Source organism: Speluncibacter jeojiensis, assembly GCF_029589495.1.
In the GTDB taxonomy this organism is placed as follows: Bacteria; Actinomycetota; Actinomycetes; order Mycobacteriales; family Mycobacteriaceae; genus Speluncibacter; species Speluncibacter jeojiensis.
Genome location: NZ_JAAIVF010000002.1, coordinates 623,633 through 644,185 on the forward strand (window position 1 = coordinate 623,633; position 20,553 = coordinate 644,185).

The window sequence follows — 20,553 nt, forward strand, 5'->3', positions numbered from 1 at the left end:
GACCGCGTCGCCGGCTCGCGTGATTCTCCCATCGACTCCGACCTGCCCGTGGACGAGCGCTTCGTCGCACCGTCCGCGCCGCCTGGGGACTGTTCATCGCCAGAGAAGGACGTAGTCATGTCTCGACACCGCAAGTCCCGCGCCGTTCCCGGCGCTGCCCTGCTCACGGCGGCCGTCGCTGCCGCAGCGCTCGCGTTCGCCGGTCCGGCGAACGCCGCACCCGCGCAGCCGGCGCCCGCGCCGACGCAGGGCGACCAGTCGGCCCAGCAGCCTGCCGGCCAGGCCCCGCAACAGGACCAGAAGCAGCAGGACCAGAAGCAGGACCAGTCGGCCGAGCAGGGCCAGCCGGCCGTGACCGCGCCGCTCGCGACCCAGACCGACGTCCCCCCGGCGGCCGACTCGCCGGCGCACGTGGCGCCGCAGTCGCATGCGCCCGCCGACAGCGCGCCTGCCGATGCGGCACCGCTGAACACCGCGCCCCTGAACTCCGCACCCGCGCACGAGGCCCCGCCCGCTCCCGAGCACAGCGCTCCGGCCCAGGACAAGCCCGCCCCGAGCGCACCCCAGAACGCCCCGGCCCCGGCCCCGGCCGCCGGCGGTCAGGCCGGCGTGACCGATCCTGTCGGCCCCGCACCGAAGAGCGCCCCGACGGCGCCGTTGCCCGTCCCCGGCAACCCCGCGACCGGTGACACCATCGCCGCACCTGCCCCGGCACAGACGGTCCCGGCGGGCACCGCCGACGCCGAGCCCGCCGCGCACACCGACGAGTCCTCACCGGCCGCCACCGCACCCGCGCCGACCACGCCGGCACAGACCGCGCCGGCCGCGACGGCCCCGCAGTCCGCCCCGGCCCAGCAGTCGGTGCCCGCACCGGCCGAGCAGGCCTCCCCCGCTCCGCAGCAGGCCGACCAGAGTGCCCCCGCCGCGGCTCCGGCGCCGGTCGCACCGGTCGTCACGATGGTGCCGCCGCACGCCGAGGGCCAGGTCAACGTCGACGCCACCCGCAGCGTGCTGCCTGGCTCGGCGAACACCCGGGTGTACGCCGACGCGGCCGGCGCGGTCGCCACCGCCGGCTACACGACCGGAGCCGACCGCGGCACCGCGGGCCTGGCGGTCGAGCACACCGGCCCGACCTCCGTGCACCTGACCGCGTTTGCAGGCGACGAGAACGCGGCGGACTCCCGCACCGCGGCAACCGACATCGACTACACGCCGGTCGCCGACGCCGCCGCGGCGGCGAACGCCTGGGTCGAGGCCCAGCCCGGTGGATCCGCCGCGGTCGCCGCGGTCCGTGATGCGGGCGCGCGGGTCGCACCGGCGCTCACCCCCGCCCAGTCGGGCCCGGTCGGCCCGGTGAACGTCGACCTCGCCGGTGTGCAGGTGCACGCCGGTGGCGATCTGAAGCACTGACGACGGTGGGTGATGCAGGTGAATGACCAGGATCGGTACCCGGATTCCGCGCACTCCCCGGCGCCTGCAGGCGGTCCGGCGGATGCCGCGGCACCGACCGACGCCGGCGCTCCCCTGCATCACCCGTCCGCCGGGGTCGACTGGGGCTACGACCTTCCGCCCACCTCCGCCGACGCCGGGATGCAGTGGACCACCCCGGCGCTGCCGCCGATGACCGAGATCACCGGACTTCCCCGGCGCCGCGAGTTCGGTCGGCCGATCGCCCTCACGGTCGCGGGGCTGGCGGTCGTCGGCGGCGTCGTCGCGGGGGGCGTATTCGCGGCAGGCGCCGGTCAGGTGACGCCGCACGCCGTCCCCGCCCCGCCCGCTCCCCCCGCCTCGGCGGCCTGGTGCCATGCGGGCACCGTCGACGGCGCGGTGACGGTCAACGGGCTCGGCGGAACGGTCGACGGCCCGGACGCGATCGCCCTGTTCGAGCACGGGTACTACGACCTGCGCTCGGGGACGGCCGCGCACCGCGCGGTCGCGCCGGGCGCCGCGGTGCCGGACGCCGCTGCGATCCAGACCGGGATCGACACCATTCCGAAGGGCACCCAGTGGTGCGCGGAGGTGCGCCCGGACGGTCCGGACACCTACGCGGTCACCGTCCGCGAGCGCCGTCCCGAGGGCGCCGAGCGCACCTGGCCGCAGACGGTCACGACCACCCTCGTCGACGGCAAGACGCTGATCACCTCGATCCGCGCGCGCTGATCTCCCGTCCGGTTTCCCGTGAAACCGGACCGATCCGCACCCGAACGGCTATTCGGCGACCGGTTCGGCGGCCCCGAACACGGCTACCGCGACGGCACCGACCACCGCGGCGACGAAGCCGACACCGGCCAGCCACTCCAAGCCGGGCACGGCGGTGTCTCCCAGCAGGGCCACGCCGACGATGCCCGGAATGACGGTCTCGCCGACCACCAGCGCCGCGGTGGCGCCGTTGACCGAACCGAGTTGCAGCGCCACTGTGTGCAGGTAGAAGCCGCCGATTCCGGCGACGATGATCGTCCACGCGGCCGGGTCCGCGAGCATGGTGCCGATGTCGAACGGATTGAGCCCCTCGAGGATCCGCACGGCGATCGCCAGCAGCCCGAACAGCACACCGGCGACCAGTCCGGCCGCGACCGCGGCCCGCGCGCCGAGCCACCGGATCAGTGCGGCGCCGGCGGCGAGGATCACCACCGACCCGATCAGCACGCCCCAGTGCACCGCGGGGTCGGAGGTGCCGCCACCCTCGTGGCCGGAGGCGAGGCCGAGCAGCAGCAGCGCGACGATCACGGTGGCGATCGCGGTCCAGTCGCGGGTGCGCAGCCGGATGCCGAGCACGAAGATGCCCAGCACCGCGGTCACGACCAGGTTGGCGCTGATCAGCGTCTGGGACAGGAACAGCGGGATCAGCCGGGCGGCGACCGCACTGCCGGCGAAACCGATGATGTCGAGCACCATGCCGACGATGAAAGCGCCGGTGAGCACGGCCGCCATCGTCGAGCGCATCGTCGGCCCGCCGGTCGCGGTGACGTGCCCTTCCGCGCCACTCTCCTGGGCGTCGGCCGCGGACTTACGCGCGCCGTACGCCTGCAGCACCGAGGAGATGCCGTAGCCGAAACAGGCCAACAGCGCGGCCGCCAGCCCGATGAGCATCAGCCGGTCAGCGTGGGGTCAGCACGTCGGCGCCGACGAACGGGACCAGCGCCTGGGGCACCCGCACCGAACCGTCGGCCTGCTGGTGATTCTCAAGGATCGCGACGATCCAGCGCGTGGTCGCCAGCGTGCCGTTGAGGGTGGCGGCGGTCTGCGGCTTGCCGTTCTCGTCGCGGTAGCGGACGCCGAGGCGACGGGCCTGGAAGGTCGTGCAGTTCGACGTCGACGACAGCTCACGGTAGCGCTGCTGCGTCGGCACCCAGGCCTCGCAGTCGAACTTGCGGGCCGCCGAGGAGCCGAGGTCGCCGCCGGCCACGTCGATGACCCGGTAGGGCACCTCGATCGCGGCGAGCATCTCCTTTTCCCAGCCGAGCAGCCGCTGGTGTTCCGCGTCCGCGTCCTCCGGCTTGCAGTAGGTGAACATCTCCACCTTGTCGAACTGGTGGACGCGGATGATTCCGCGGGTGTCCTTGCCGTAGCTGCCGGCCTCGCGCCGGAAGCAGGACGACCAGCCGGCGTAGCGCTTGGGACCCTCGCTCAGGTCGAGGATCTCGCCGGAGTGGTAGCCGGCGAGCGGCACCTCGGAGGTGCCGACGAGGTACAGGTCGTCGTCGGCCAGGTGGTAGACCTCGTCGGAGTGCTGGCCGAGGAAGCCGGTGCCCTGCATGATCTCGGGGCGCACCAGCACCGGCGGGATCATCATCGTGAACCCGTTGGCCGTGGCCTTCTGCGCGGCGAGCTGCAGCATGCCGAGCTGCAGCAGCGCGCCCACCCCGGTCAGGAAGTAGAACCGCGCGCCGGAGACCTTCGCGCCGCGTTCCATGTCGAGCAGGCCGAGCGACTCGCCGAGCTCGAGGTGGTCCTTCGGCTCGAAGTCGAACGCCGGCAGCTCACCGATCGTCTCGAGCGTGACGAAGTCGTCCTCGCCGCCGGCCGGGGCGCCGTCCTGGACGATGTTGGAGATCGCCCGCTGCGCGGTCTCGAGCGCGGTGTCCGCCTCGTGCTGCGCGGCCTCCGCGTCCTTCACCTTCTGCGCCAGCTCCTTGGCGCCGTCGAGCAGCGCGGGCCGCTCGTCCGGGGAGGCCTTGCCGACCTTCTTGCCCAGTGCCTTCTGCTCGGCGCGCAGGGTGTCGCCGGCGAGCACCGCGGCGCGGCGGGACTCGTCGGCCGCCAGCAGCGCATCGACCAGCGCGGGGTCCTCGCCGCGGGTGCGCTGCGAGGTCCGGACCGCCTCGGGGTTCTCACGCAGGAACTTCAGGTCAATCACGAGCACAAACCCTACTTGGTCGGGCCGCCGCCGGTCGCCGCGACGTCACCGGTCCCAGGGTCAGAAGGTCCCAGGGTCTGAGGTCTGGGGTCTGAGTCCACCCGGCGGACGGCCCAGCAACGTGAGGTAGTCGGCGCGGCCGAACATCTGCGCGGCGTCGAGCGCGCAGGGATGGCCGGCGTGCGGGTCCGCGCCGGCCTCGATCAGCAGCCGGACCACCTCGTCCTCCGCCTTGAACACGGCGCCCGCGAGCGGTGTCTGCCCGCGATCGTTGAGCCGGTCGGGGTCGGCGCCGTGCGCGAGCAGCACCCGGACCGCGGCGGCGTGCCCGTGATAGGAGGCCAGCATGATCAGCGTGTCGCCGCGCTCGTTGGTCAGGTTCGCCGGCAGGCCCGCGTTCAGGTAGGCCGCGAGCGATTCCGCGTCGCCGCTGCGAGCCAGCGCGTAGACGCGGGTGGCCAGCTCCTGCAGGCGCTGTTCGTCCTCGTCCGAGAGCCTGCCCGCCGGCGAATCCCCTGGTGTCCCGGTGCCCATGTGTGCCGAAGCTACCCTGGACGGCAATGCTTCGCGACGATCCCGACCAGGACCACCCTCGCGCCGACGGCCCGCGCCCGCGGTCCCGTCGGCGCCGTCTGGGGCTTAGCGCCACCCGGACCCGTCGCGGCCTGCTCCTGATGGCGGCCGGGGCTGTCGCGGCGGGTGTGGTCACCGTGGTGTTCGCCGGCGGCGACCGGACGCCGACGGTGAGCGCGAGCAACGCGGGCACGGCCGAGAGCGCGGTTGTCGAGCCGGCGGTGGCCCGCGACGCCGCGGCGGGCAGATGCCTGACCTGGACGAAGGACGACGCGCAGGATCTGGCGCAGGTCGACTGCGCGGCCCCGCACCTGTTCGAGGTCGCGTCATCGATCGACCTGGGGGCGTTCCCGGGTTCCGAGTTCGGCCGCGACGCGCCGAAGCCGAGCCCGCTGCGGTACGCGCAGTTGCGCGACGAGATGTGCACGCCGGCGGTGGCGGGCTACCTCGGCAACCGGCTCGACCCGCACGGCAAGTTCTCCGTCGGCGTCATCCACCCCGGCGATGCCGGGTGGGCCGGCGGCGACCGCACGGTCCGGTGCGGCCTGCAGCAGACCAGCGTGGACGGCCGGCAGTTCACGCCGATCCGCGGCACGGTCGCGTCGCAGGACCAGTCGAAGGTGTGGGACGCGGGCACATGTCTGGGCATCGACCGCAGCCTGCCGACCGATCCGGCGGCCTGCGACCGGATCCACTCGGTCGAGGTCACCTACACCGCGGACCTGGGCGAACAGTTCCCGGGCGACCTGCCGTCGACCGCGGACCAGGACACGTATCTCGAGGATCTGTGCACCCGGGAGACCAACGCCTATCTCGGTTCACCGGACGCGCTCGCCGACAAGACCCTCACGCTGTTCTGGGACAACAAGGACCTCGCGGCGTGGATGGCCGGCAGCCGCAAGGTCAACTGCACGATCGGCAGCCCGATCCCGGGCAGGGGTTTCGCGCCGATCGGCGGCTCGGCGAAGGGGCCGATCACCGTCAACGGCACCGCGCCGGTGCCCCCGCCGAAGGCACCGCCCGGACGGTCGCTGCCGATCCCGGTGACCATCGAACCGGGCACGCCCGGTCAGGGTGCCGATGCTCCGGTCGCCCCGGCCGCACCGGCGCTGCCTGGCATCCCCGGACTGCGACTGCCCGGCCAGTGACCTGGCAGGTGCCAGATCCCCGGTGACACACTTCCCCTCCCACCCACGGCCGCTTGGAGACGACATGCCGGTGACGATGTCCGAGGAGCGCTTCGACGAGCTCGTCTCCGAGGCGCTCGACCTGATCCCAGAGAAGCTGGCCGCGGCGATCGACAACGTGGTCGTGCTGGTCGAGGCGCGCGATCCCGAGGATCCGACGCTGCTGGGGCTGTACCACGGCATCGCGCTGACCGAACGCGACAGCAGCTACGCCGGGGCGCTGCCGGACACCATCACGATCTACCGCGAGGCGCTGCTGGACTTCTGCCGCAGCGAGGACGAGGTGGTCCACGAGGTGGCGGTGACCGTGATCCACGAGATCGCACACTATTTCGGCATCGACGACGGTCAGTTGCACGCCTGGGGCTGGGGCTGACGGACGACGCAAGCCGGCCCGACGACCGGCGTCAGCCCATCGGGTCGTCGACGATCTCCGGGCGGTCCCGCTCGAACGGCGGGTAGATCGCACCCCAGCGCACGCATTCCCAGCCGCCGTCCGGGGTGGGCGACAACGCGATGGACTCGGTGTTGGCCAGGTGCCGGGTGTCGGCGAACCGCGCATCGATACCGGTCATCGCCGCCACCGCGAGCCTGATGATCGCGCCGTGGCTGACGACGACGACATCGCCGGCGTCGGCGCGGTCGAGGTATTCGCCGCGCAGTTCGGCGAGCGTGGGCAGGTAGCGGTCCAGCGCATCGCGTCCGCTCTCACCGCCGGGCAACCGTGCGGTGAGGTCGCCGTGATGCCAGCCCTGATAGACCTCGATGAACTGGTGGTGGGCTGCGTCGTCCGAGCGGCCTTCGAGTTCGCCGACCTGGATCTCGTACAGCCCGTCGCGCACCTGCAGTGGCGAGTGACTCAACCGGGAAACCGGGTCGGCAGTCTGCTGCGCGCGCAGCGCGGTGGAGCTGACCAGCGCCGACAGCGGCTCGTGCGCGAGGTCCAGCCCGAGGCGCGCGGCCTGGGCCAGCCCCTCCTCCGTCAGTTCGGCGCCCGGCGGCAGCGTGTCGAGTTGGCGTGCGACGTTGGCGACGGTCTGGCCGTGCCGCACCAGGATCAGTCTGCCGCTCACGTCGCCTCCTCCCCGGTTCGGACACGGTCCAGCCAGCGGGAGGCGTCGTCGTCGAGCGGCGGGTTGGCGCCGGCGACGACCTTGACGGGCCACGAGCCCAGGTAGCGGACCTCACGGCTGTGCCGGTACAGCGCTTTGAGCGCCTCGGCGACCGCGGCGTCCTCGATGTGCCCGATGCAGTCGAGGTGGAACCGGTACGTGCCCAACCCCGTTCGGGTCGGGCGGGATTCGATGCGGGTCAGGTCGATGTCCCGGATGGAGAACTCGGTCATCGCGCGGGTCAGCGCGCCGGGGACGTTCTCCAGGTCGAGAACGACGGCGGTGCGGTCGGTGCCGGTGCGCGGCGGCGGGGTGGTCGGCCGCCCGACGAGCACGAACCGGGTGCGCGCGGTCCGCACGTCGACGACGTCGGCGGCGAGCGACTCCAGGCCGAGCAGGTCGCCGGCGAGGGCGGTCGACACCGCCGCGTCGACCTTTCCGGCCACGACGTCCTCGGCGGCGCCCGCGTTGGAACTGGCCGGCACCACGGTCGCGGCCGGCAGGTTGGCATCGAGCCACTGACGCACCTGAGCCGCGGCGACCGGATAGGCGCCGATGGTCCGCACCTGGTCGGCCGTGGTGCCCGGGCGGGCCAGAATCGAGAAGGCCACGTCGAGTTCGGTCTCCGCGAGGATCTGTAGCCGCGGGCCGAAGGTGAGCGCGTCGAGGGTCGGCGGCACCGGGCCCTCCACCGAGCTCTCGATGGGCACGACGGCCAGCTCGACCTCGCCGGCGTGCACGAGTTCGAGGGCTTTGGGCGGGCTCGCGGCGGAGACCCGCTCGATCGGCCCGGCGACCGAGCCCTCGGCCTCGAGCTGCATCAGCGCGGCCTCCGTGAAGGTCCCGGGCGGTCCGAAGAATGCGATGCGCTGCACGCAGGAAACTCTACGTGTTCGATCCCGCTCGCATCGGCCCGTCATGGAGGCGGGGGACACAGCTGCCGCTTCCGCAGTGCGCCCGCCTCACCGCAGCGGCAGCTCCGCTCCCCGCTCGGCGGCCGGCCGAGGGCCGAAGATGCGGCGTTCGGTCTCGTCGATGCGGACGTCGTCGATGCTCGATTCACGTCGACGCATCCGGCCGTCGGCGGCGAACTCCCACAGCTCATTGCCGTAGCTGCGCCACCACTGCCCCGCCGAGTCGCGGCACTCGTACTGGTATCGCACGGCGATCCGGTTGTCGTGGAAGGCCCACAGGTCCTTGCGCAGTGCATAGTCCAGCTCTCGGGACCACTTCTCGCGCAGGAACGCGACGATCTCGGCGCGGCCGGAGACGAAGCGATCCCGGTTCCGCCACACCGAGTCCTCTGTGTAGGCGAGTGCCACCCGCTCCGGATCGCGGCTGTTCCAGGCGTCCTCCGCCGCCTGCACCTTCTGCCGAGCGGACTGCTCCCCGAACGGTGGGCAGGGCCGTAGTTCGGTCATCGTGTACTCCTCTGCACGTTGCGGATGCATGTTGCGGCGCGAACGGTCGCTGTCGAGTCTGCTCCCGGACAGGGAAAAACATCAGTCGCAGTGGGGTTTCCGTGGTTCGTCGTCACCCCCTTCACGGCCGTCGCCGGCACTGGTGAGGTGTTCGAGGGGGTGATGGTGGTGGTTGATGCGACCGGCTCGTGCGGGGTCGAGACGGGCGGGTGGGTGCCGGCGAGTGCGTCCGGCGCAGGACCGGCCGGGGCGGGTTGTGGTGGTGGCCCACTGGTTTTCGTCGTTGCCGACCAGGGGGTGGTGGGTGCCGCAGGCAAGGGTGAGCCGGTCCACATCGGTGCGGCCACCGTTGGCCCACTCATCCAGGTGATGGGTTTGGCAGTGGTAGGCGGGGGCGTCGCAGCCCGGATAGGTGCAGCCGATGTCGCGGGCGTGCAGCACGATGCGTTGGTCGGCGCTCGCGAGGCGTTTGGCGCGGCCCAGATAGAGAGGCCGGCCGGTGTGCTTGTCGAACACCACGAGGTAGTGGTGGGCGTGTGCGGCCATGCGCAGCGCGTCGCGCATCGGCAGCAGGGTGCCGCCACCGGTCACCGCGGCTCCGGCACCCCGCTGCAGTTCTTTGAGGTCGAGCGTGAATATCGCGGTGACCGGCAGTCCGCGGTGCCGGCCCAGGTCCCCGGAGGCGAGCAGGGCGCGTAGCCCAACTTTGAGGGCGTCGTGTTGGCGTTTGCCCTGGCTGCGGGTGTCGCGACGTGCCTGGACTTCGGTGGCGGTGGCCTGCCGGGCGAGCGCGGCGAGCGCGTGTCCGGCCTCGGCGCGTTCGTCGTCCCCGACCGCGGCCGGTAGGTGCGCGAGGAACCGGCGGATCATGTGGGCGTGGTCGGTGCCGATGACGCCGTCGAATTGGGCGGCGGCGGTCGCGGCAAGTTCGGGCGCGACCGCCTGCCCGGTGGGGGTGTGGGTTGCGCCGAGCTGCCGGGCGGCGGCGATTCGGCCGGAAGCGTCCGGTCCGGTGATACTCAGTCGTGTCACGAGCAGTTCGCGCAGGCTGCGCACCGCGTATTCGCCGGCAGCGCCCTGTTCGCCGAGCTGGTTGATCAGCGTGCGGCCGAGTGCCGGGGCCGTGCGCGCGACGCATTCGAGCCGTTCGAGGACCTCGATCCGACCGGTGTTCGTCAGGGCGTCGAACCCGGCCCGGCGCAGCATGTCGACACCGGCCTCGACCTGCGACAACGCAGCATCGACGGCGGCACCCTCCACGCCCGAATCAGCCAGCCCGATCGACATACTCGAACACTGGTACGGGCCACTGACAAGCTTCAGTCGCGCGCGACCAGGTCCGCGTACACCCGCTCCAACAGCTCACCCAACGCCGTTCTGGCCTCGCCGTCGAGCGCCGCGAACGCCTGCTTCTCGGCATTGTCGAGCGCCCGTTCCGCAGCGGCCAACGTGGCGCGCCCCGAGTCGGTGATCGACACGATCTGCCGTCGGCGGTCACGGGCGTCGCGCTCGCGCGTGATCGCACCGTTCGTCTCCAGTCCGTCCAGGTACGCGACGATGTCGCCGGGGTCCAGTCGCAGACGTCCGGCCACGGCCTTCTGGTGGTCGGGGCCGAACTCGTCGAGGCAGCACAGGATCGCGTGCTGGTGCGGCAGCAGGCCCACCCCGGCGAGGCCTTCGGCGTGCAGCTGCCGAACCATCCGCGCTGCCCGCTCCAGCACGTAGCCGGGCCTGGACAACAGCGATTCGGGCGCCTTCACCGGGGACGAACTCATGGTGCGAGCCTAGTTCCGTCGCCCGCGGGTCCCCATTCCTCAATACTTGGCATTGCCAATCATTGACTTGATCATTAATCTCGGGCGTCACCACCAACCACACGCCCCGATGGGAGACGCGACGATGGGAGACACGAGAATGGGAATCCGGTCCTTGGCCTACCTGCGCTTCACCGCGACCGATCTCGACGCCTGGCGCGAGTTCGGGCTGAAGGTCCTCGGCATGATCGAAGGTCGGAGCGATCGGCCCGACGCACTCCGCCTGCGCATGGACGACTTCCCGGCCCGGCTGATCGTCGAGTCCGGTGTGCAGGACCGCCTGCTCGCCTGTGGCTGGGAGACCGCGAACGCCGGCGAACTGGACACCATCGCACGGTCACTCTCGGAGCACCGGATCGATTGGCGCGCAGCTACCCCCGATGAACTGCGCGACCGTCGCGTGCAGGGGATGCTGATCACTCGCGATCCCGCAGGCAACACCCTCGAGATCTTCCACGGCGCTGCACTGGAACACCGCCGGGTGATCAGCCCCTACGGGCACCGCTTCGTCACCGCCGAACAGGGGCTCGGTCACATCGTGCTCTCTTCCACCGACGACGACGCGACGCTGGAGTTCTACCGGGACGTACTGGGCTTCGCACTGCGCGATTCACTGCGGGTGCCTGGTTCGTTCGTCGGCCGCGACCCCGACGACACCGCATGGGTTCGCTTCCTCGGCTGCAACCCCCGCCACCACAGCCTGGGCCTGTTCCCGATGCCCACCCCGAGCGCGATCATCCACCTGATGATCGAGGTCGGCGACACCGACGACGTCGGCCTGTGCCTGGACCGCGCCAAGCGCCGCGGAGTGCCGCTGAGCGGAACGCTGGGACGTCACGTCAACGACCTCATGCTCAGCTTCTACATGAAGGCGCCGGGCGGGTTCGACATCGAGTTCGGCTGCGAGGGTCTGCAAGTCGATGACGGCGACTGGATCGCGCGCGAGTCGACCGAGCTGAGCCTGTGGGGGCACGACTTCACCGCCGGAGCCCACTGACCGGGCCGGGTCGTCAACGGCCCCGCGGGCGCGCCGATCCGACTACGCTGACCGCACATGACCTCATTGAGCGGTGCGACCACGCTGATCACGGGAGCCGCCAGCGGGATCGGCCGGGCGACCGCCGAACTGGCCGCCACCCGCGGCGCCCGCCTGGTGCTCACCGACCGCGATCCGGTCGGACTCGCCACGCTGGCAGCAGAACTCGGTGACGCGGTCGTCTGGCACCAGGTCGCGGACGTCTCGAATCACGACGACGTCGCCGCGCTCGAGCGGGCGGTGAGCGAGAAGGTCGGTCCGCTCGACATCATGATGAACATCGCCGGCATCTCCGCATGGGCTCCGGCGCACCAGCTCACCGTCGACCAGTGGCGCCGGCTCGTCGACGTGAACCTGATGGGGCCGATTCACGTGATCGAACGGTTCCTGCCCGCGATGGTCGCCACCGGACGCGGTGGGCACATCGTGAACGTGTCCTCGGCCGCAGGGCTTTTCGGACTGCCGTGGCACGCCGGTTACAGCGCGAGCAAGTTCGGCCTGCGCGGGCTCTCCGAGGTGCTGCGATACGAGTTGCCGCAGCACAGGATCCGGGTGAGCCTGGTCTGCCCGGGCGCGGTCTCGACCCCACTGGCGCACACCCTGGAGTTGAACACGGTCGACCGCCACGATCCTGGCGTCGAGAAGGCGCTGGGGATCTTCCTGCGCCGGGCCGCCTCGCCGGAGCAGGCCGCGGCGGCGATCGTGCGGGGGGTCGAACGCAACCGCTACTACGTCTACACCTCGCCGGACGTCCGCTACGCCTTCTTCCTGCAACGCAAGTTCGAGTACCCGTACAGCGTGGCGATGCGCGTTGCCAACCGGTACTTCACCAAGCTCGCGCGCCAGGCACCGAACAGGCCCTGACACGGGCGCTTCAGCAGCCCAGCTGTTCGGCCAGGTCGACGAAGTCTGCTGCGTTGATCTCGAATTCGTCCTCGTAGGTGGTGTCGACGACACCGCCCGCGCCGAACTCGAGCGGCCGCGCCACGAACGCGGTGCCCAGCCCCAGCGCCCCGGCCGCCCGGAGGTCGTACTTGTGGCAGGCGACCATCATGATCTGCTCGGGCTGGAGTCCCAGATAGGTCGCGGCCATCCGGTAGGCCGCGGGGTCCGGCTTGAACGCTCCCGCCATCTCAGCCGCGAATATCGCATCCCAGGGCAGCCCGCTGTGCTTGGAGATGTTCACGACCGCGCTCACGTCCGCATTCGACAGTGTCGCCAGCGTGTACCGCGACTTGAGCCTCGCCAGCCCCGGCACCGTGTCCGGCCACGGATCGAGTTGCTGCCACGAAAACGCCAGTTCATCACGTTCGGCCGCCGAGAACACCTCGATTCCGTCCTCGGCCAGCAGAACATCGAGCGCGTCCCGGTACATCGACTGCACGGTGCGCCACCGCGAGCCGTCACCGCTGCGGGCCGTCGCCTCGAAATAGGCTGCACGCCAACGATCGACGAAACCTTCCCAGTCGACGTCCGGGCAACGTCCGGCGCTGATCCGCCGGGCGGCGGACGTGACCGTCGAGTGGAAGTCGGTCGCCGTGCCCTGCACGTCGAACAGCAACGCCAGCGGCGGGTTCGCCAAGATCATCCGCTCATCCAACCACCCCACTGACGAGTCCATGTCCGGCGGCGTCAATCGGGTCCCCGGCCGGCGAATCCCCGGACGAGGGCGAACGCCTGCTCCGCCATCTCCTCGGGGCCCGGTCCGACGTGAAGTGCGGCACCGGCTTCCGTGGCAAGCAGTGGCTCGAGCGCCGCCAGTTGGGAGTCCAGGAGCGAGGCCGACATGAAATGACCGCCCCGCCGGTCCAGCCGCTCACTCAGCAGGGCACGGTCGGCGATCAGCAGCAGGAAGAAGGCGTCGGGCGCGGCGGCTCGCAGGATGTCGCGGTAGCTCCGCTTGAGCGCCGAGCACGCGATCACACCGCCGCTCCCCTCGGCCACTCGGTCGTGCAGCCAGCCGCCGACCGTCGACAGCCAGGGCCGGCGGTCCGCATCGTCCAACGGCACGCCCGCCGACATCTTGGCGATGTTCGCCGCGGTGTGGAAGTCATCCGCGTCGGCGTACGGGAGACCGAGTCGCGCGGCGAGCATTCGGCCGATCGTCGTCTTCCCCGTCCCGGACACACCCATCACGACGATGCACGGCGGTCGCGAACGGCCTTCGCCTCCTGAATGATTCACGAACCCGCCCCACCGGCCGGCCCGGACGAACCGGAGGGGTACTCCGCGAGCGGTACCAGACCACGCGACCACGTCGAAAGCACCGGCGCCACGACCCGCCACGCCTGTTCGGCCTCGTCACCGCGGACGCACAGTGTCGGATCCCCGCAAAAGACGTCGCGCAGCAGCCGTCCGTAGGCCGGCAGGCCGGGCGGCGGTGGGGGTGCGGACAGGGTGACCGGGAACAGGGTGTCGAAGGTGTCGCCGACCACGTCTCGTCCCCGATGATCTCGATGTGCCGGCTGTCCCACGACAATGCGAGCACCGGATTGGCCGGCCTGGCGGCGAGCATGTTCTGCACGGGCCGCATCGCCAGGAAGTGGTCCACCCGAAAGACTGCCTCTTCGGGGACCAGATCCGCGAGTTGCCGGTTGCGCACCCGCGACCACCCGGGCCACCTCGGACGGCGCCAACGCCGGCAGCAGGTAGTGCACCGTCAGGTCGCCGGTGCCGCCGAAGACGACCAGTCGATCGATCACCATGGGACAACCTTCCCGCGTGCCGCGTCTGCGCGCGCCGCTTCCCCCACGGAGACGTGACGCAGACAACTGAGCGCGCAGGGAACAACGGCGCGCGTGAGGCGTTGTAGAAGCTGACGGCGTCCGGACATACCCCGGGTACCACATCAGAATCGTCGCTTCGTGCGACCACTTGCCGAGAGGCGATATGGCGGGCGTCGTCACCCCGCAAAACGGTGAAGCCGCCGGTGCACGCACCGGCGGCTTCACCTCTGTGCGGTGACGAGCTGACGGCCGGGCTCCTCCACCGGCTCGCCGGGCGACAAGCCCTCACTCGCCGGTTCCCCGTTCGCGACTCGTCGACGGGCCTGCCACGCGCTCACCGCGCGCACCAGGGCGATCACCACGACCATGAGCGCGACCGCGACGATGCCGTCCAGCCAGTAATGGTTGGCGGTCGCGACCACCACGACGGTGGTGATCAGCGGATGGGCGAGAAACAGCCAGCGCCAACGGGACCGGAAGGCGAAGCACAGCGCGAGGGCCAGCAGCAGCGCCCAGCCGATGTGCAACGACGGCATCGCGGCGAACTGATTCGAGAGGGTGTCTGTCTCCGGGGACCCGTACACGGACTCGCCGTACACCGCGGCGAGGTCGACGAACCCGAGGTCGTGCATCATCCGCGGCGGCGCGAGCGGGAAGAAGATGTGGACGAGCAGCGCCGTTCCCGTCAGGCCGACCATGACGTTACGCGTCCACCGGTAGAGCGGGGCGCGAAAGACCCACAGCCACACGAGGGTTGCGATCGCGAATGGGAAATGCACCGTTGCGTAGTACACGTTCGCAGGTATCGCGAGGAGTTCGGAGTTCGCGAAGAACGCGTTCAGCGACGTCTCGCTCGGCAGGTGCGCCGCGCGCTCGAGGTCCCACACCGACCTCGCGTTGGCGAACGCCCGGGCCTCGTGGTGGAGGACCAGCACCCTGCCGTAGCGATACACCAGATACAGCACAGTGGTCAGGGACAGTTGGCCGACGGCCTCGCGGCCGCGCCCGCGCACGGCCTCACGCACGGAACGAAACCACACGGGAGCCCCGACAGTTCGCGAGTTCGACCCGTTCGGGACGGCTACCATCGCCCGCACCCTCCACTGGCCACAGCAGTACAGGCCCAGGTTCCGAGCAGACTGCCTTCATAAGTAATCGACTGACTACTTAGACTGTAGAAACGTCTGCACACCAAGTCAACGAGTGATTACATGCCGGGCTGTGACGTCGGTCATGGACTTGCCCGCCCGCACTCCGCGGGTGTGCGCCGGCCTCAGCCCTGCGCGGCGCCGGTCTCCGAACCGGAGGGGCATTCGAGCAACACGGCGGCCATCCGGTCGACGTAGTTCTCGAGCGCGCCGTGATCGACCGCGGCGATCGCCGGGGTGGCGATCTTGTCCCGCATGATCACGATCCCGACGGTGAGTGCGACGATGAGTTCCGCGCGCAGTTTCGCGTCGGGGCCGTCCAGTCGCGCCGCCACGTGGGTGGTGATGGCCGACTCGATCCTCGCCCGGATCAGCGGCCGCATCGCCTCGTTGCTCGCGGAGGCCGCCAGCGTCGAGAGGGCGGTCGCCTGATCCCCCGAGCGAGCGCTGACGTCGAGCACGTGCGCGAGCAGGACGCGCGGGAGGTCGGACAGCGGCGCGTTCGCGATCGCAGTCGGCAGCGACGAGGGGATGCCGCCGAGCGCCTCGGCGATCAGGTTGTCCTTCGAGCCGAAGTAGCGGTACACCAGCGCCTGGTTCACCGAGACGGACGCGGCGATGTCGCGTGTGCTGACCGCATCCACACCGTGCTGGCCGATGAGCGCGCGGGCCGCGTTCAGGAGGGCCTCCCGCGTCGCGCTCGCGTCCCTGCGGCGCGGCGGGTCGGCCGACGTCGACCCGTCCTCGTCGGACACGCACACGGGTTTCACGCCACGAGCCTAGCCGGTGCCGCGGTGGCGTGGGCCGGCCGACGAACGAGGCACGGAGGCAGCGAGACAGCGGCCGATCGGCCTCGTCCCCCGCGCCGCCGTCTGACACGATGGGTACCGCCTGAGCGGAAGGTTCCACCGAAAGGATTGCCATGCGCGCGGTACAGATCTCCACCCTCGACGGTCCCGGCGCCGTCACCGTGGTCGACGTCGACGAGCCCGAGGCATCGGCCGAGCAGGTCCTCATCGATGTGCACGCCGCCGGTGTGACCTTCCCCGACCTGTTGCAGACGCGCGGGCTCTACCAGATCAAGCCGCCGTTGCCGTTCGTCCCGGGCACCGAGGTCGCGGGCGTGGTCCGCACCGCACCCGCCGACAGCGGGTTCGCGGCCGGCGACCGCGTGGTCGCGTTTCCCGGGCTCGGCGGATTCGCGGAAACCGTTGCGGCCCATCCGGTCGCCACCTTTCCGCTGCCGGATCGGCTGTCGTTCGAGCAGGGCGCGGGCATCCCGATGAACGTGCTCACCGCACACTTCGCGCTGGTACACCGCGGCGGACTGCGCGCCGGCGACACCGTGTTGGTGCACGGTGCCGCGGGCGGGGTCGGCAGCGCAAGTGTCCAGCTCGCACATGCGTTGGGCGCCAAGGTGATCGCGGTGGTCTCGACCGAGCAGAAGGCCGAGTTCGCCCGCCGCACCGGAGCGGACGAGGCGGTGTTGGTCGGCGGGTCCGACGACGTCCCCGGCTTCAAGGACACGGTCAAGCAGCTCACCGGCGGACGCGGCGTCGACCTCGTCGTCGACCCGGTCGGCGGGGACCGGTTCACCGACTCGCTGCGCTGCCTGGCCCCCGAGGGCAAGCTGCTGGTGATCGGCTTCACCGCCGGTGAGATCCCCACGGTCAAGGTCAACCGACTGCTGCTGGGCAACATCTCGGTCGTCGGGGTCGCGTGGGGTGAGTACTGGATGCGGCGACCCGCCTACCTGCAGGAGCAGTGGGCCGACCTCCTGCCGCTGCTGGCCGACGGCAAGCTGGACCCGCTGATCGGCGAGGTCCACCCGCTGGGCCAGGCTTCGGCCGCCCTGGACAACATGGACACCCGGCGCGGCATCGGCAAGATCGTGCTGCAGGTGCGCTGAGCCGCCTTGGAGGGCAAACAACCGGCGGATGAGCCGATTCAAGGGGACGTTGAGTCGGTGGCGACGGAACATTACGAAGGGCCGGCGAGGACGATGCGGACTCTGCGGGGCGTGCTTTCGATCTGCGCCACGGCGGGCATCCTCACCGTGTTCGGCGCGGCCGTCGCCACCTCTGCGGATGCGGTGACGTCGCACGTAGATCCGAACGGCAGGGATTACACCTGCACCCTCGACACGTGCACGTATCCGGACGGGTCATACGTCCCGGGCTACGTGCAGTGTGGCGTCGCCTGCGGAGCACCGCCCACGTCGGGCGACATCCAGAGTTGCATTTCCGTTCAGGGGAACACTCCGCAGCAGTGCGACGCGATCCTTCGGCAGCAGGAGATCGCCAACGGCGGCAGCAACTAGCCGGCACTCGCCGTGGGATCGGCCCGGCGACCGTCCGACGCTGGACGCGGACCGCGGTTCGCCGTCTATCCGCCTTCACGCTTCTCGCGGCCGTTCGCTCGCAGCGAATGATCGTTGCGAGAGAACTATTGGATTGATTCATCGCCACAGGCGATGCTTTGAGCGAGCGGGTGGTGCCGCCACCACCGACCAATCCGAAGCAGGAGTCGCCGTGCCCGAATCGATCACCAAGGCCAAGCGGGTCGCCCTCGTCACCGGCGCGTCGGGAGGAATCGGCGCAGCGATCGCCGAAAGGTTTGCCCGAGACGGCATGGCAGTGGTGGCCCACCACAGCGGTCGCACCGCGCGTACTCCCGACGTGATCGCGACGATGAGCCGCGCAGGGGCGCCGGTGATCGCCGCAACCGGCGACATTGCGAATGAAGAAGAGATGGCTGTCGTATTCGATACGGCCGTAAGAGAGTTCGACGGTATCGATGTCGTGGTCAACACTGCGGGGATCATGCCGCTGGCCCCTATTGCACAGATGGGCCTTGACGTCTTCGACCGCATCCAACGGGTCAATGTTCGGGGCACGTTCGTCGTAGACCAACTCGCCGCCCGGTCGGTGCGCGCCGGCGGGGCGATCGTGAACTTCTCGACCTCGATCACCCGCCTGCAGTCGCCGGCCTACGGCGCCTACGCCGCTTCGAAGGGCGCAATCGAGGCGATGACACTGATCCTGGCCCGAGAGTTGGAGGGGCGAGACATCACCGTGAACACCATCGCGCCCGGCCCCACGGCGACCCCCCTGTTTCTCGAAGGTAAGTCGCCGCAACTGATCGAGCGGATATCTGCCGCCAACCCGATGAGGCGGCTGGGCACACCGGCAGATGTCGCCGAGGTCGCCGCATTCCTCGCCGGTCCGGCGCGCTGGATCAACGGCCAAACGATCTTCGTCAACGGCGGGGCGGCTTGACCTGCCGATCCCGGCACACCCGCGCGGCACCGACCCGACACCGCCCCTCCCCTCGAAGCCTCAGGAGAAGTCATGTCTCTGTTTCAACTGGCCGAAGTCCGTGAACTGCTGCGGGATTCGCCACTCGACTTCGGTGCGCCGGTCGAGCAGGTACGTGCAGTGTTCCACGAGATGATCGGCACCCATCCGCTTGCTCGGGATGTTCACTTCGCCGACCTGAGTCTCGGCGGCGTGCCCGCGATCGAGGTCCATGTCGACACCAGCGCGGAAACCGCTGCGGCGCAGTCGGGCACGAGTTCGCTGCTGTACTTCCACGGCGGAGCGTACGCGGCGGGATCGGCACGGGACAGCGTCGGACTGGTTGCCGACATCGTGCGACGGTGCGGTGCGTCCGCGTACACGGTCGACTACCGGCTGGCACCGGAGCATCCGTACCCGGCCGCCACCGATGACGCGATCGCCGCATATCGCGGGCTCCTGGAAAGCGGCGTGCCCGCGAGCTCGATCGCGGTGGTCGGAGAGTCCGCAGGGGCAGGCCTGGCGATGGCCATGCTGTTGCGGATCAAGCAGTCCGGCCTGCCGATGCCCGCGGCGACGGTCGTGCTCTCCCCGTGGTGCGACCTGTCCTTGTCGGGGGACAGCATGGCCGGGAAGGCCGCAGTGGATCCCGCACTCACCGCCGATGCGCTGCGTACCCGCGCCGAGTCCTACCTGGCCGGGGCGGACCCACGCTCACCGTTCGCCGGCCCCCTGCACGCCGATCTGCGCGGCCTGCCGCCGTTGCTGATCCAGTCCGGTTCGTTCGAGATACTCCTGGACGACGCGGTCCGACTCGCCGCACGGGCGGCAGCCGATGATGTGGCCGTCAGCCTCGAGGTCTGCCCCGGAGCACCGCATGTCTTCCAGGGCTTCGCCGAAATCCTCGACGAGGCCGGCGAGGCGCTGGACCGTGTCGCGACCTTCCTGCGCAATCACCTGATGGCTGCCGAGAAGGCCAGGACCGGGCCGAAGGTTTCACCGCGGCGGTGCAGGACGACCATGTCGGGTCCGGTGACATCGGCGATGGGTCGGTAGACGAGATCACCGAGCGCGATGAGCGAGGTGTCCTCGGGGACGATCGCCACGCCCATGCCGGCCGCCGCGAGGGTGAGAACACCGAGCGTGGTCGGGACCAGCCGCACCCCGGCAGAGCCGCCGGGTGCGATGGGGCGAATGCGTTCGGCGATGCTGGCGATGCCGGGGTCGGTGGCGGGGACGATGAGCGTCTCGGTGTCCAGATCAGCCTTGCTGAGCGCACCCTTGGCGCAGAGACGATGGCTTGCCGGCAGTGCAGCTGTCAGCTCGATGCGTTTACGAAACGTCCGGGTGAACTCGTCGGGCGAGATCGATTCCATATCGTGGGTATAGCCCAGGTCGATTGCCCCGGAACGGAGTTCGTCCACGACACCGGACGGAGGCAGCTCCTCGCCGATCTCGATCTCGACGTCGGGATGTGCACGGTGGAACTTCCTGAGGTCGGCCGGAAGTACTCCGCTGAACGCGGCCACGCCGGCGAAACCGATCCTGATGGAACCGATTTCGCCCAGCACAGATTGCCGGGTGACATACAGCGCTCGATCGGCTTGGTCGAGCGTGCGGCAGGCCTCGGCATACAGCAGTCGACCGGCCTCCGTCAGTTGGACCTGACGACTCGACCTGGCCAACAGCGCGCCGCCGATCTCCGCTTCGAGCTGCTGAATCTGCACACTGAGGGTGGACTGGGTCACGTACAGCCGGGCGGCCGCCCGCCCGAAATGCAGCTCTTCGGCGACCGCGGTGAAGTACCTCAGGTGACGCAACTCCATGGCCGCAGCCTAACTGCGACAGGAAGGGGCGCCGTGCGACGAACCTCCCGATGCCGG

At 70.4% G+C, this 20,553-nt stretch carries 24 protein-coding genes; 10 read left to right on the plus strand and 14 right to left on the minus strand.

The features are described from left to right. The first annotated feature begins 117 nt into the window (after positions 1-117). Complete coding sequence (locus tag G4X40_RS10010) at positions 118-1,410, plus strand: hypothetical protein (RefSeq protein WP_277832103.1); 1,293 nt, start codon at positions 118-120, stop codon at positions 1,408-1,410. Positions 1,411-1,428: 18 nt separating this feature from the next. After that, a complete protein-coding gene (locus G4X40_RS10015; RefSeq protein WP_277832104.1) occupies positions 1,429-2,160 on the plus strand; it encodes a hypothetical protein in 732 nt (243 codons plus the stop codon). 48 nt (positions 2,161-2,208) lie between these two features. On the opposite strand, the gene G4X40_RS10020 is transcribed toward G4X40_RS10015, so the two are convergent. Genes G4X40_RS10020 through G4X40_RS10030 form a run of 3 tightly spaced genes read right to left on the minus strand, consistent with a single transcriptional unit; the run spans position 2,209 to position 4,891 of the window. After that, positions 2,209-3,090 (minus strand): hypothetical protein, encoded by an 882-nt coding sequence (locus G4X40_RS10020; RefSeq protein WP_277832105.1) that lies wholly within the window; start codon positions 3,088-3,090, stop codon positions 2,209-2,211. Between the two features lie 7 nt (positions 3,091-3,097). Beyond that, positions 3,098-4,357: a serine--tRNA ligase gene (gene serS / locus G4X40_RS10025; protein ID WP_277832106.1), complete on the minus strand. Its 1,260-nt coding sequence runs from the start codon at positions 4,355-4,357 to the stop codon at positions 3,098-3,100. Positions 4,358-4,417: 60 nt separating this feature from the next. Then, positions 4,418-4,891, minus strand: coding sequence for an ankyrin repeat domain-containing protein (locus G4X40_RS10030; protein ID WP_277832107.1), 474 nt, complete (start codon positions 4,889-4,891; stop codon positions 4,418-4,420). A gap of 26 nt (positions 4,892-4,917) precedes the next feature. Between G4X40_RS10030 and G4X40_RS10035 the strand changes: the two genes are divergently transcribed. After that, positions 4,918-6,078: a septum formation family protein gene (locus tag G4X40_RS10035; protein ID WP_277832108.1), complete on the plus strand. Its 1,161-nt coding sequence runs from the start codon at positions 4,918-4,920 to the stop codon at positions 6,076-6,078. Between the two features lie 64 nt (positions 6,079-6,142). Further along, positions 6,143-6,493, plus strand: a complete 351-nt coding sequence (locus G4X40_RS10040; protein ID WP_277832109.1) for a metallopeptidase family protein — start codon at positions 6,143-6,145, stop codon at positions 6,491-6,493. Between the two features lie 31 nt (positions 6,494-6,524). Here the strand turns inward: G4X40_RS10040 and G4X40_RS10045 are convergent, their stop codons facing one another. From G4X40_RS10045 to G4X40_RS10065, 5 genes are all read right to left on the minus strand, one after another. Then, positions 6,525-7,190 (minus strand): histidine phosphatase family protein, encoded by a 666-nt coding sequence (locus tag G4X40_RS10045; RefSeq protein WP_277832110.1) that lies wholly within the window; start codon positions 7,188-7,190, stop codon positions 6,525-6,527. After that, positions 7,187-8,104 (minus strand): prephenate dehydratase, encoded by a 918-nt coding sequence (gene pheA, locus G4X40_RS10050; RefSeq protein WP_277832111.1) that lies wholly within the window; start codon positions 8,102-8,104, stop codon positions 7,187-7,189. Before pheA ends, G4X40_RS10045 begins: the two co-directional genes overlap by 4 nt. 87 nt (positions 8,105-8,191) lie before the next feature. Next, complete coding sequence (locus G4X40_RS10055) at positions 8,192-8,650, minus strand: nuclear transport factor 2 family protein (protein WP_277832113.1); 459 nt, start codon at positions 8,648-8,650, stop codon at positions 8,192-8,194. Between the two features lie 81 nt (positions 8,651-8,731). Then, positions 8,732-9,937 (minus strand): HNH endonuclease signature motif containing protein, encoded by a 1,206-nt coding sequence (locus G4X40_RS10060; RefSeq protein ID WP_277832115.1) that lies wholly within the window; start codon positions 9,935-9,937, stop codon positions 8,732-8,734. A 32-nt stretch (positions 9,938-9,969) separates the two neighbouring features. Beyond that, positions 9,970-10,425 (minus strand): MarR family winged helix-turn-helix transcriptional regulator, encoded by a 456-nt coding sequence (locus tag G4X40_RS10065; protein ID WP_277832116.1) that lies wholly within the window; start codon positions 10,423-10,425, stop codon positions 9,970-9,972. A 139-nt stretch (positions 10,426-10,564) separates the two neighbouring features. On the opposite strand from G4X40_RS10065, the gene hsaC reads away from it, so the two are divergent. Both hsaC and G4X40_RS10075 read left to right on the plus strand, forming a co-directional pair. After that, positions 10,565-11,461 (plus strand): iron-dependent extradiol dioxygenase HsaC, encoded by an 897-nt coding sequence (hsaC, locus tag G4X40_RS10070; protein ID WP_277832117.1) that lies wholly within the window; start codon positions 10,565-10,567, stop codon positions 11,459-11,461. Between the two features lie 57 nt (positions 11,462-11,518). Continuing rightward, a complete protein-coding gene (locus G4X40_RS10075) occupies positions 11,519-12,364 on the plus strand; it encodes an SDR family oxidoreductase (RefSeq protein WP_277832118.1) in 846 nt (281 codons plus the stop codon). Positions 12,365-12,374: 10 nt separating this feature from the next. Here G4X40_RS10075 and G4X40_RS10080 read toward each other — a convergent pair whose 3' ends face one another. The 5 genes from G4X40_RS10080 to G4X40_RS10100 form a co-directional block, all read right to left on the minus strand. Then, on the minus strand, positions 12,375-13,088 hold the full coding sequence (locus G4X40_RS10080; protein WP_277832120.1) for a haloacid dehalogenase type II: 714 nt from the start codon (positions 13,086-13,088) through the stop codon (positions 12,375-12,377). Between the two features lie 44 nt (positions 13,089-13,132). Continuing rightward, positions 13,133-13,633 carry a gluconokinase gene (locus G4X40_RS10085; RefSeq protein ID WP_277832122.1) on the minus strand — a complete coding sequence of 167 codons (501 nt, stop codon included), beginning with the start codon at positions 13,631-13,633 and terminating at the stop codon, positions 13,133-13,135. A gap of 47 nt (positions 13,634-13,680) precedes the next feature. Further along, on the minus strand, positions 13,681-13,935 hold the full coding sequence (locus G4X40_RS10090) for a hypothetical protein (protein WP_277832124.1): 255 nt from the start codon (positions 13,933-13,935) through the stop codon (positions 13,681-13,683). Positions 13,936-14,447: 512 nt separating this feature from the next. Beyond that, positions 14,448-15,251 (minus strand): phosphatase PAP2 family protein, encoded by an 804-nt coding sequence (locus G4X40_RS10095; protein WP_277832126.1) that lies wholly within the window; start codon positions 15,249-15,251, stop codon positions 14,448-14,450. 248 nt (positions 15,252-15,499) lie between these two features. Beyond that, positions 15,500-16,144 carry a TetR/AcrR family transcriptional regulator gene (locus tag G4X40_RS10100; protein WP_277832128.1) on the minus strand — a complete coding sequence of 215 codons (645 nt, stop codon included), beginning with the start codon at positions 16,142-16,144 and terminating at the stop codon, positions 15,500-15,502. A 152-nt stretch (positions 16,145-16,296) separates the two neighbouring features. Here G4X40_RS10100 and G4X40_RS10105 point away from each other — a divergent pair, with 152 nt between their 5' ends. From G4X40_RS10105 to G4X40_RS10120, 4 genes are all read left to right on the plus strand, one after another. Then, positions 16,297-17,283, plus strand: a complete 987-nt coding sequence (locus G4X40_RS10105) for an NADPH:quinone oxidoreductase family protein (RefSeq protein ID WP_277832130.1) — start codon at positions 16,297-16,299, stop codon at positions 17,281-17,283. Positions 17,284-17,340: 57 nt separating this feature from the next. Further along, positions 17,341-17,694: a hypothetical protein gene (locus tag G4X40_RS10110; RefSeq protein WP_277832132.1), complete on the plus strand. Its 354-nt coding sequence runs from the start codon at positions 17,341-17,343 to the stop codon at positions 17,692-17,694. A gap of 211 nt (positions 17,695-17,905) precedes the next feature. After that, entirely contained in the window at positions 17,906-18,652 is a 747-nt protein-coding gene (locus G4X40_RS10115) for an SDR family oxidoreductase (protein WP_277832134.1), read from the plus strand. A 72-nt stretch (positions 18,653-18,724) separates the two neighbouring features. Further along, positions 18,725-19,726, plus strand: coding sequence for an alpha/beta hydrolase (locus tag G4X40_RS10120; protein WP_277832136.1), 1,002 nt, complete (start codon positions 18,725-18,727; stop codon positions 19,724-19,726). Here the strand turns inward: G4X40_RS10120 and G4X40_RS10125 are convergent. Beyond that, positions 19,624-20,496, minus strand: coding sequence for a LysR family transcriptional regulator (locus tag G4X40_RS10125; RefSeq protein WP_277832137.1), 873 nt, complete (start codon positions 20,494-20,496; stop codon positions 19,624-19,626). The genes G4X40_RS10120 and G4X40_RS10125 overlap by 103 nt on opposite strands. Between the last annotated feature and the right edge of the window lie 57 nt (positions 20,497-20,553).

What these genes read in the sequence shown, in the direction of transcription:
- G4X40_RS10040 (WP_277832109.1), top strand. Translation starts at nt 6,143, where the DNA reads ATGCCGGTGACGATGTCCGAGGAGCGCTTCGACGAGCTCGTCTCCGAG.
- G4X40_RS10120 (WP_277832136.1), top strand. Translation starts at nt 18,725, where the DNA reads ATGTCTCTGTTTCAACTGGCCGAAGTCCGTGAACTGCTGCGGGATTCG.
- G4X40_RS10125 (WP_277832137.1), bottom strand. Translation starts at nt 20,496, where the DNA reads ATGGAGTTGCGTCACCTGAGGTACTTCACCGCGGTCGCCGAAGAGCTG.
- hsaC (WP_277832117.1), top strand. Translation starts at nt 10,565, where the DNA reads ATGGGAATCCGGTCCTTGGCCTACCTGCGCTTCACCGCGACCGATCTC.
- G4X40_RS10065 (WP_277832116.1), bottom strand. Translation starts at nt 10,425, where the DNA reads ATGAGTTCGTCCCCGGTGAAGGCGCCCGAATCGCTGTTGTCCAGGCCC.
- G4X40_RS10035 (WP_277832108.1), top strand. Translation starts at nt 4,918, where the DNA reads ATGCTTCGCGACGATCCCGACCAGGACCACCCTCGCGCCGACGGCCCG.
- G4X40_RS10010 (WP_277832103.1), top strand. Translation starts at nt 118, where the DNA reads ATGTCTCGACACCGCAAGTCCCGCGCCGTTCCCGGCGCTGCCCTGCTC.
- G4X40_RS10080 (WP_277832120.1), bottom strand. Translation starts at nt 13,088, where the DNA reads ATGATCTTGGCGAACCCGCCGCTGGCGTTGCTGTTCGACGTGCAGGGC.
- G4X40_RS10055 (WP_277832113.1), bottom strand. Translation starts at nt 8,650, where the DNA reads ATGACCGAACTACGGCCCTGCCCACCGTTCGGGGAGCAGTCCGCTCGG.
- G4X40_RS10075 (WP_277832118.1), top strand. Translation starts at nt 11,519, where the DNA reads ATGACCTCATTGAGCGGTGCGACCACGCTGATCACGGGAGCCGCCAGC.
- G4X40_RS10030 (WP_277832107.1), bottom strand. Translation starts at nt 4,891, where the DNA reads ATGGGCACCGGGACACCAGGGGATTCGCCGGCGGGCAGGCTCTCGGAC.
- G4X40_RS10020 (WP_277832105.1), bottom strand. Translation starts at nt 3,090, where the DNA reads ATGCTCATCGGGCTGGCGGCCGCGCTGTTGGCCTGTTTCGGCTACGGC.
- G4X40_RS10085 (WP_277832122.1), bottom strand. Translation starts at nt 13,633, where the DNA reads ATGGGTGTGTCCGGGACGGGGAAGACGACGATCGGCCGAATGCTCGCC.
- G4X40_RS10105 (WP_277832130.1), top strand. Translation starts at nt 16,297, where the DNA reads ATGCGCGCGGTACAGATCTCCACCCTCGACGGTCCCGGCGCCGTCACC.
- G4X40_RS10060 (WP_277832115.1), bottom strand. Translation starts at nt 9,937, where the DNA reads ATGTCGATCGGGCTGGCTGATTCGGGCGTGGAGGGTGCCGCCGTCGAT.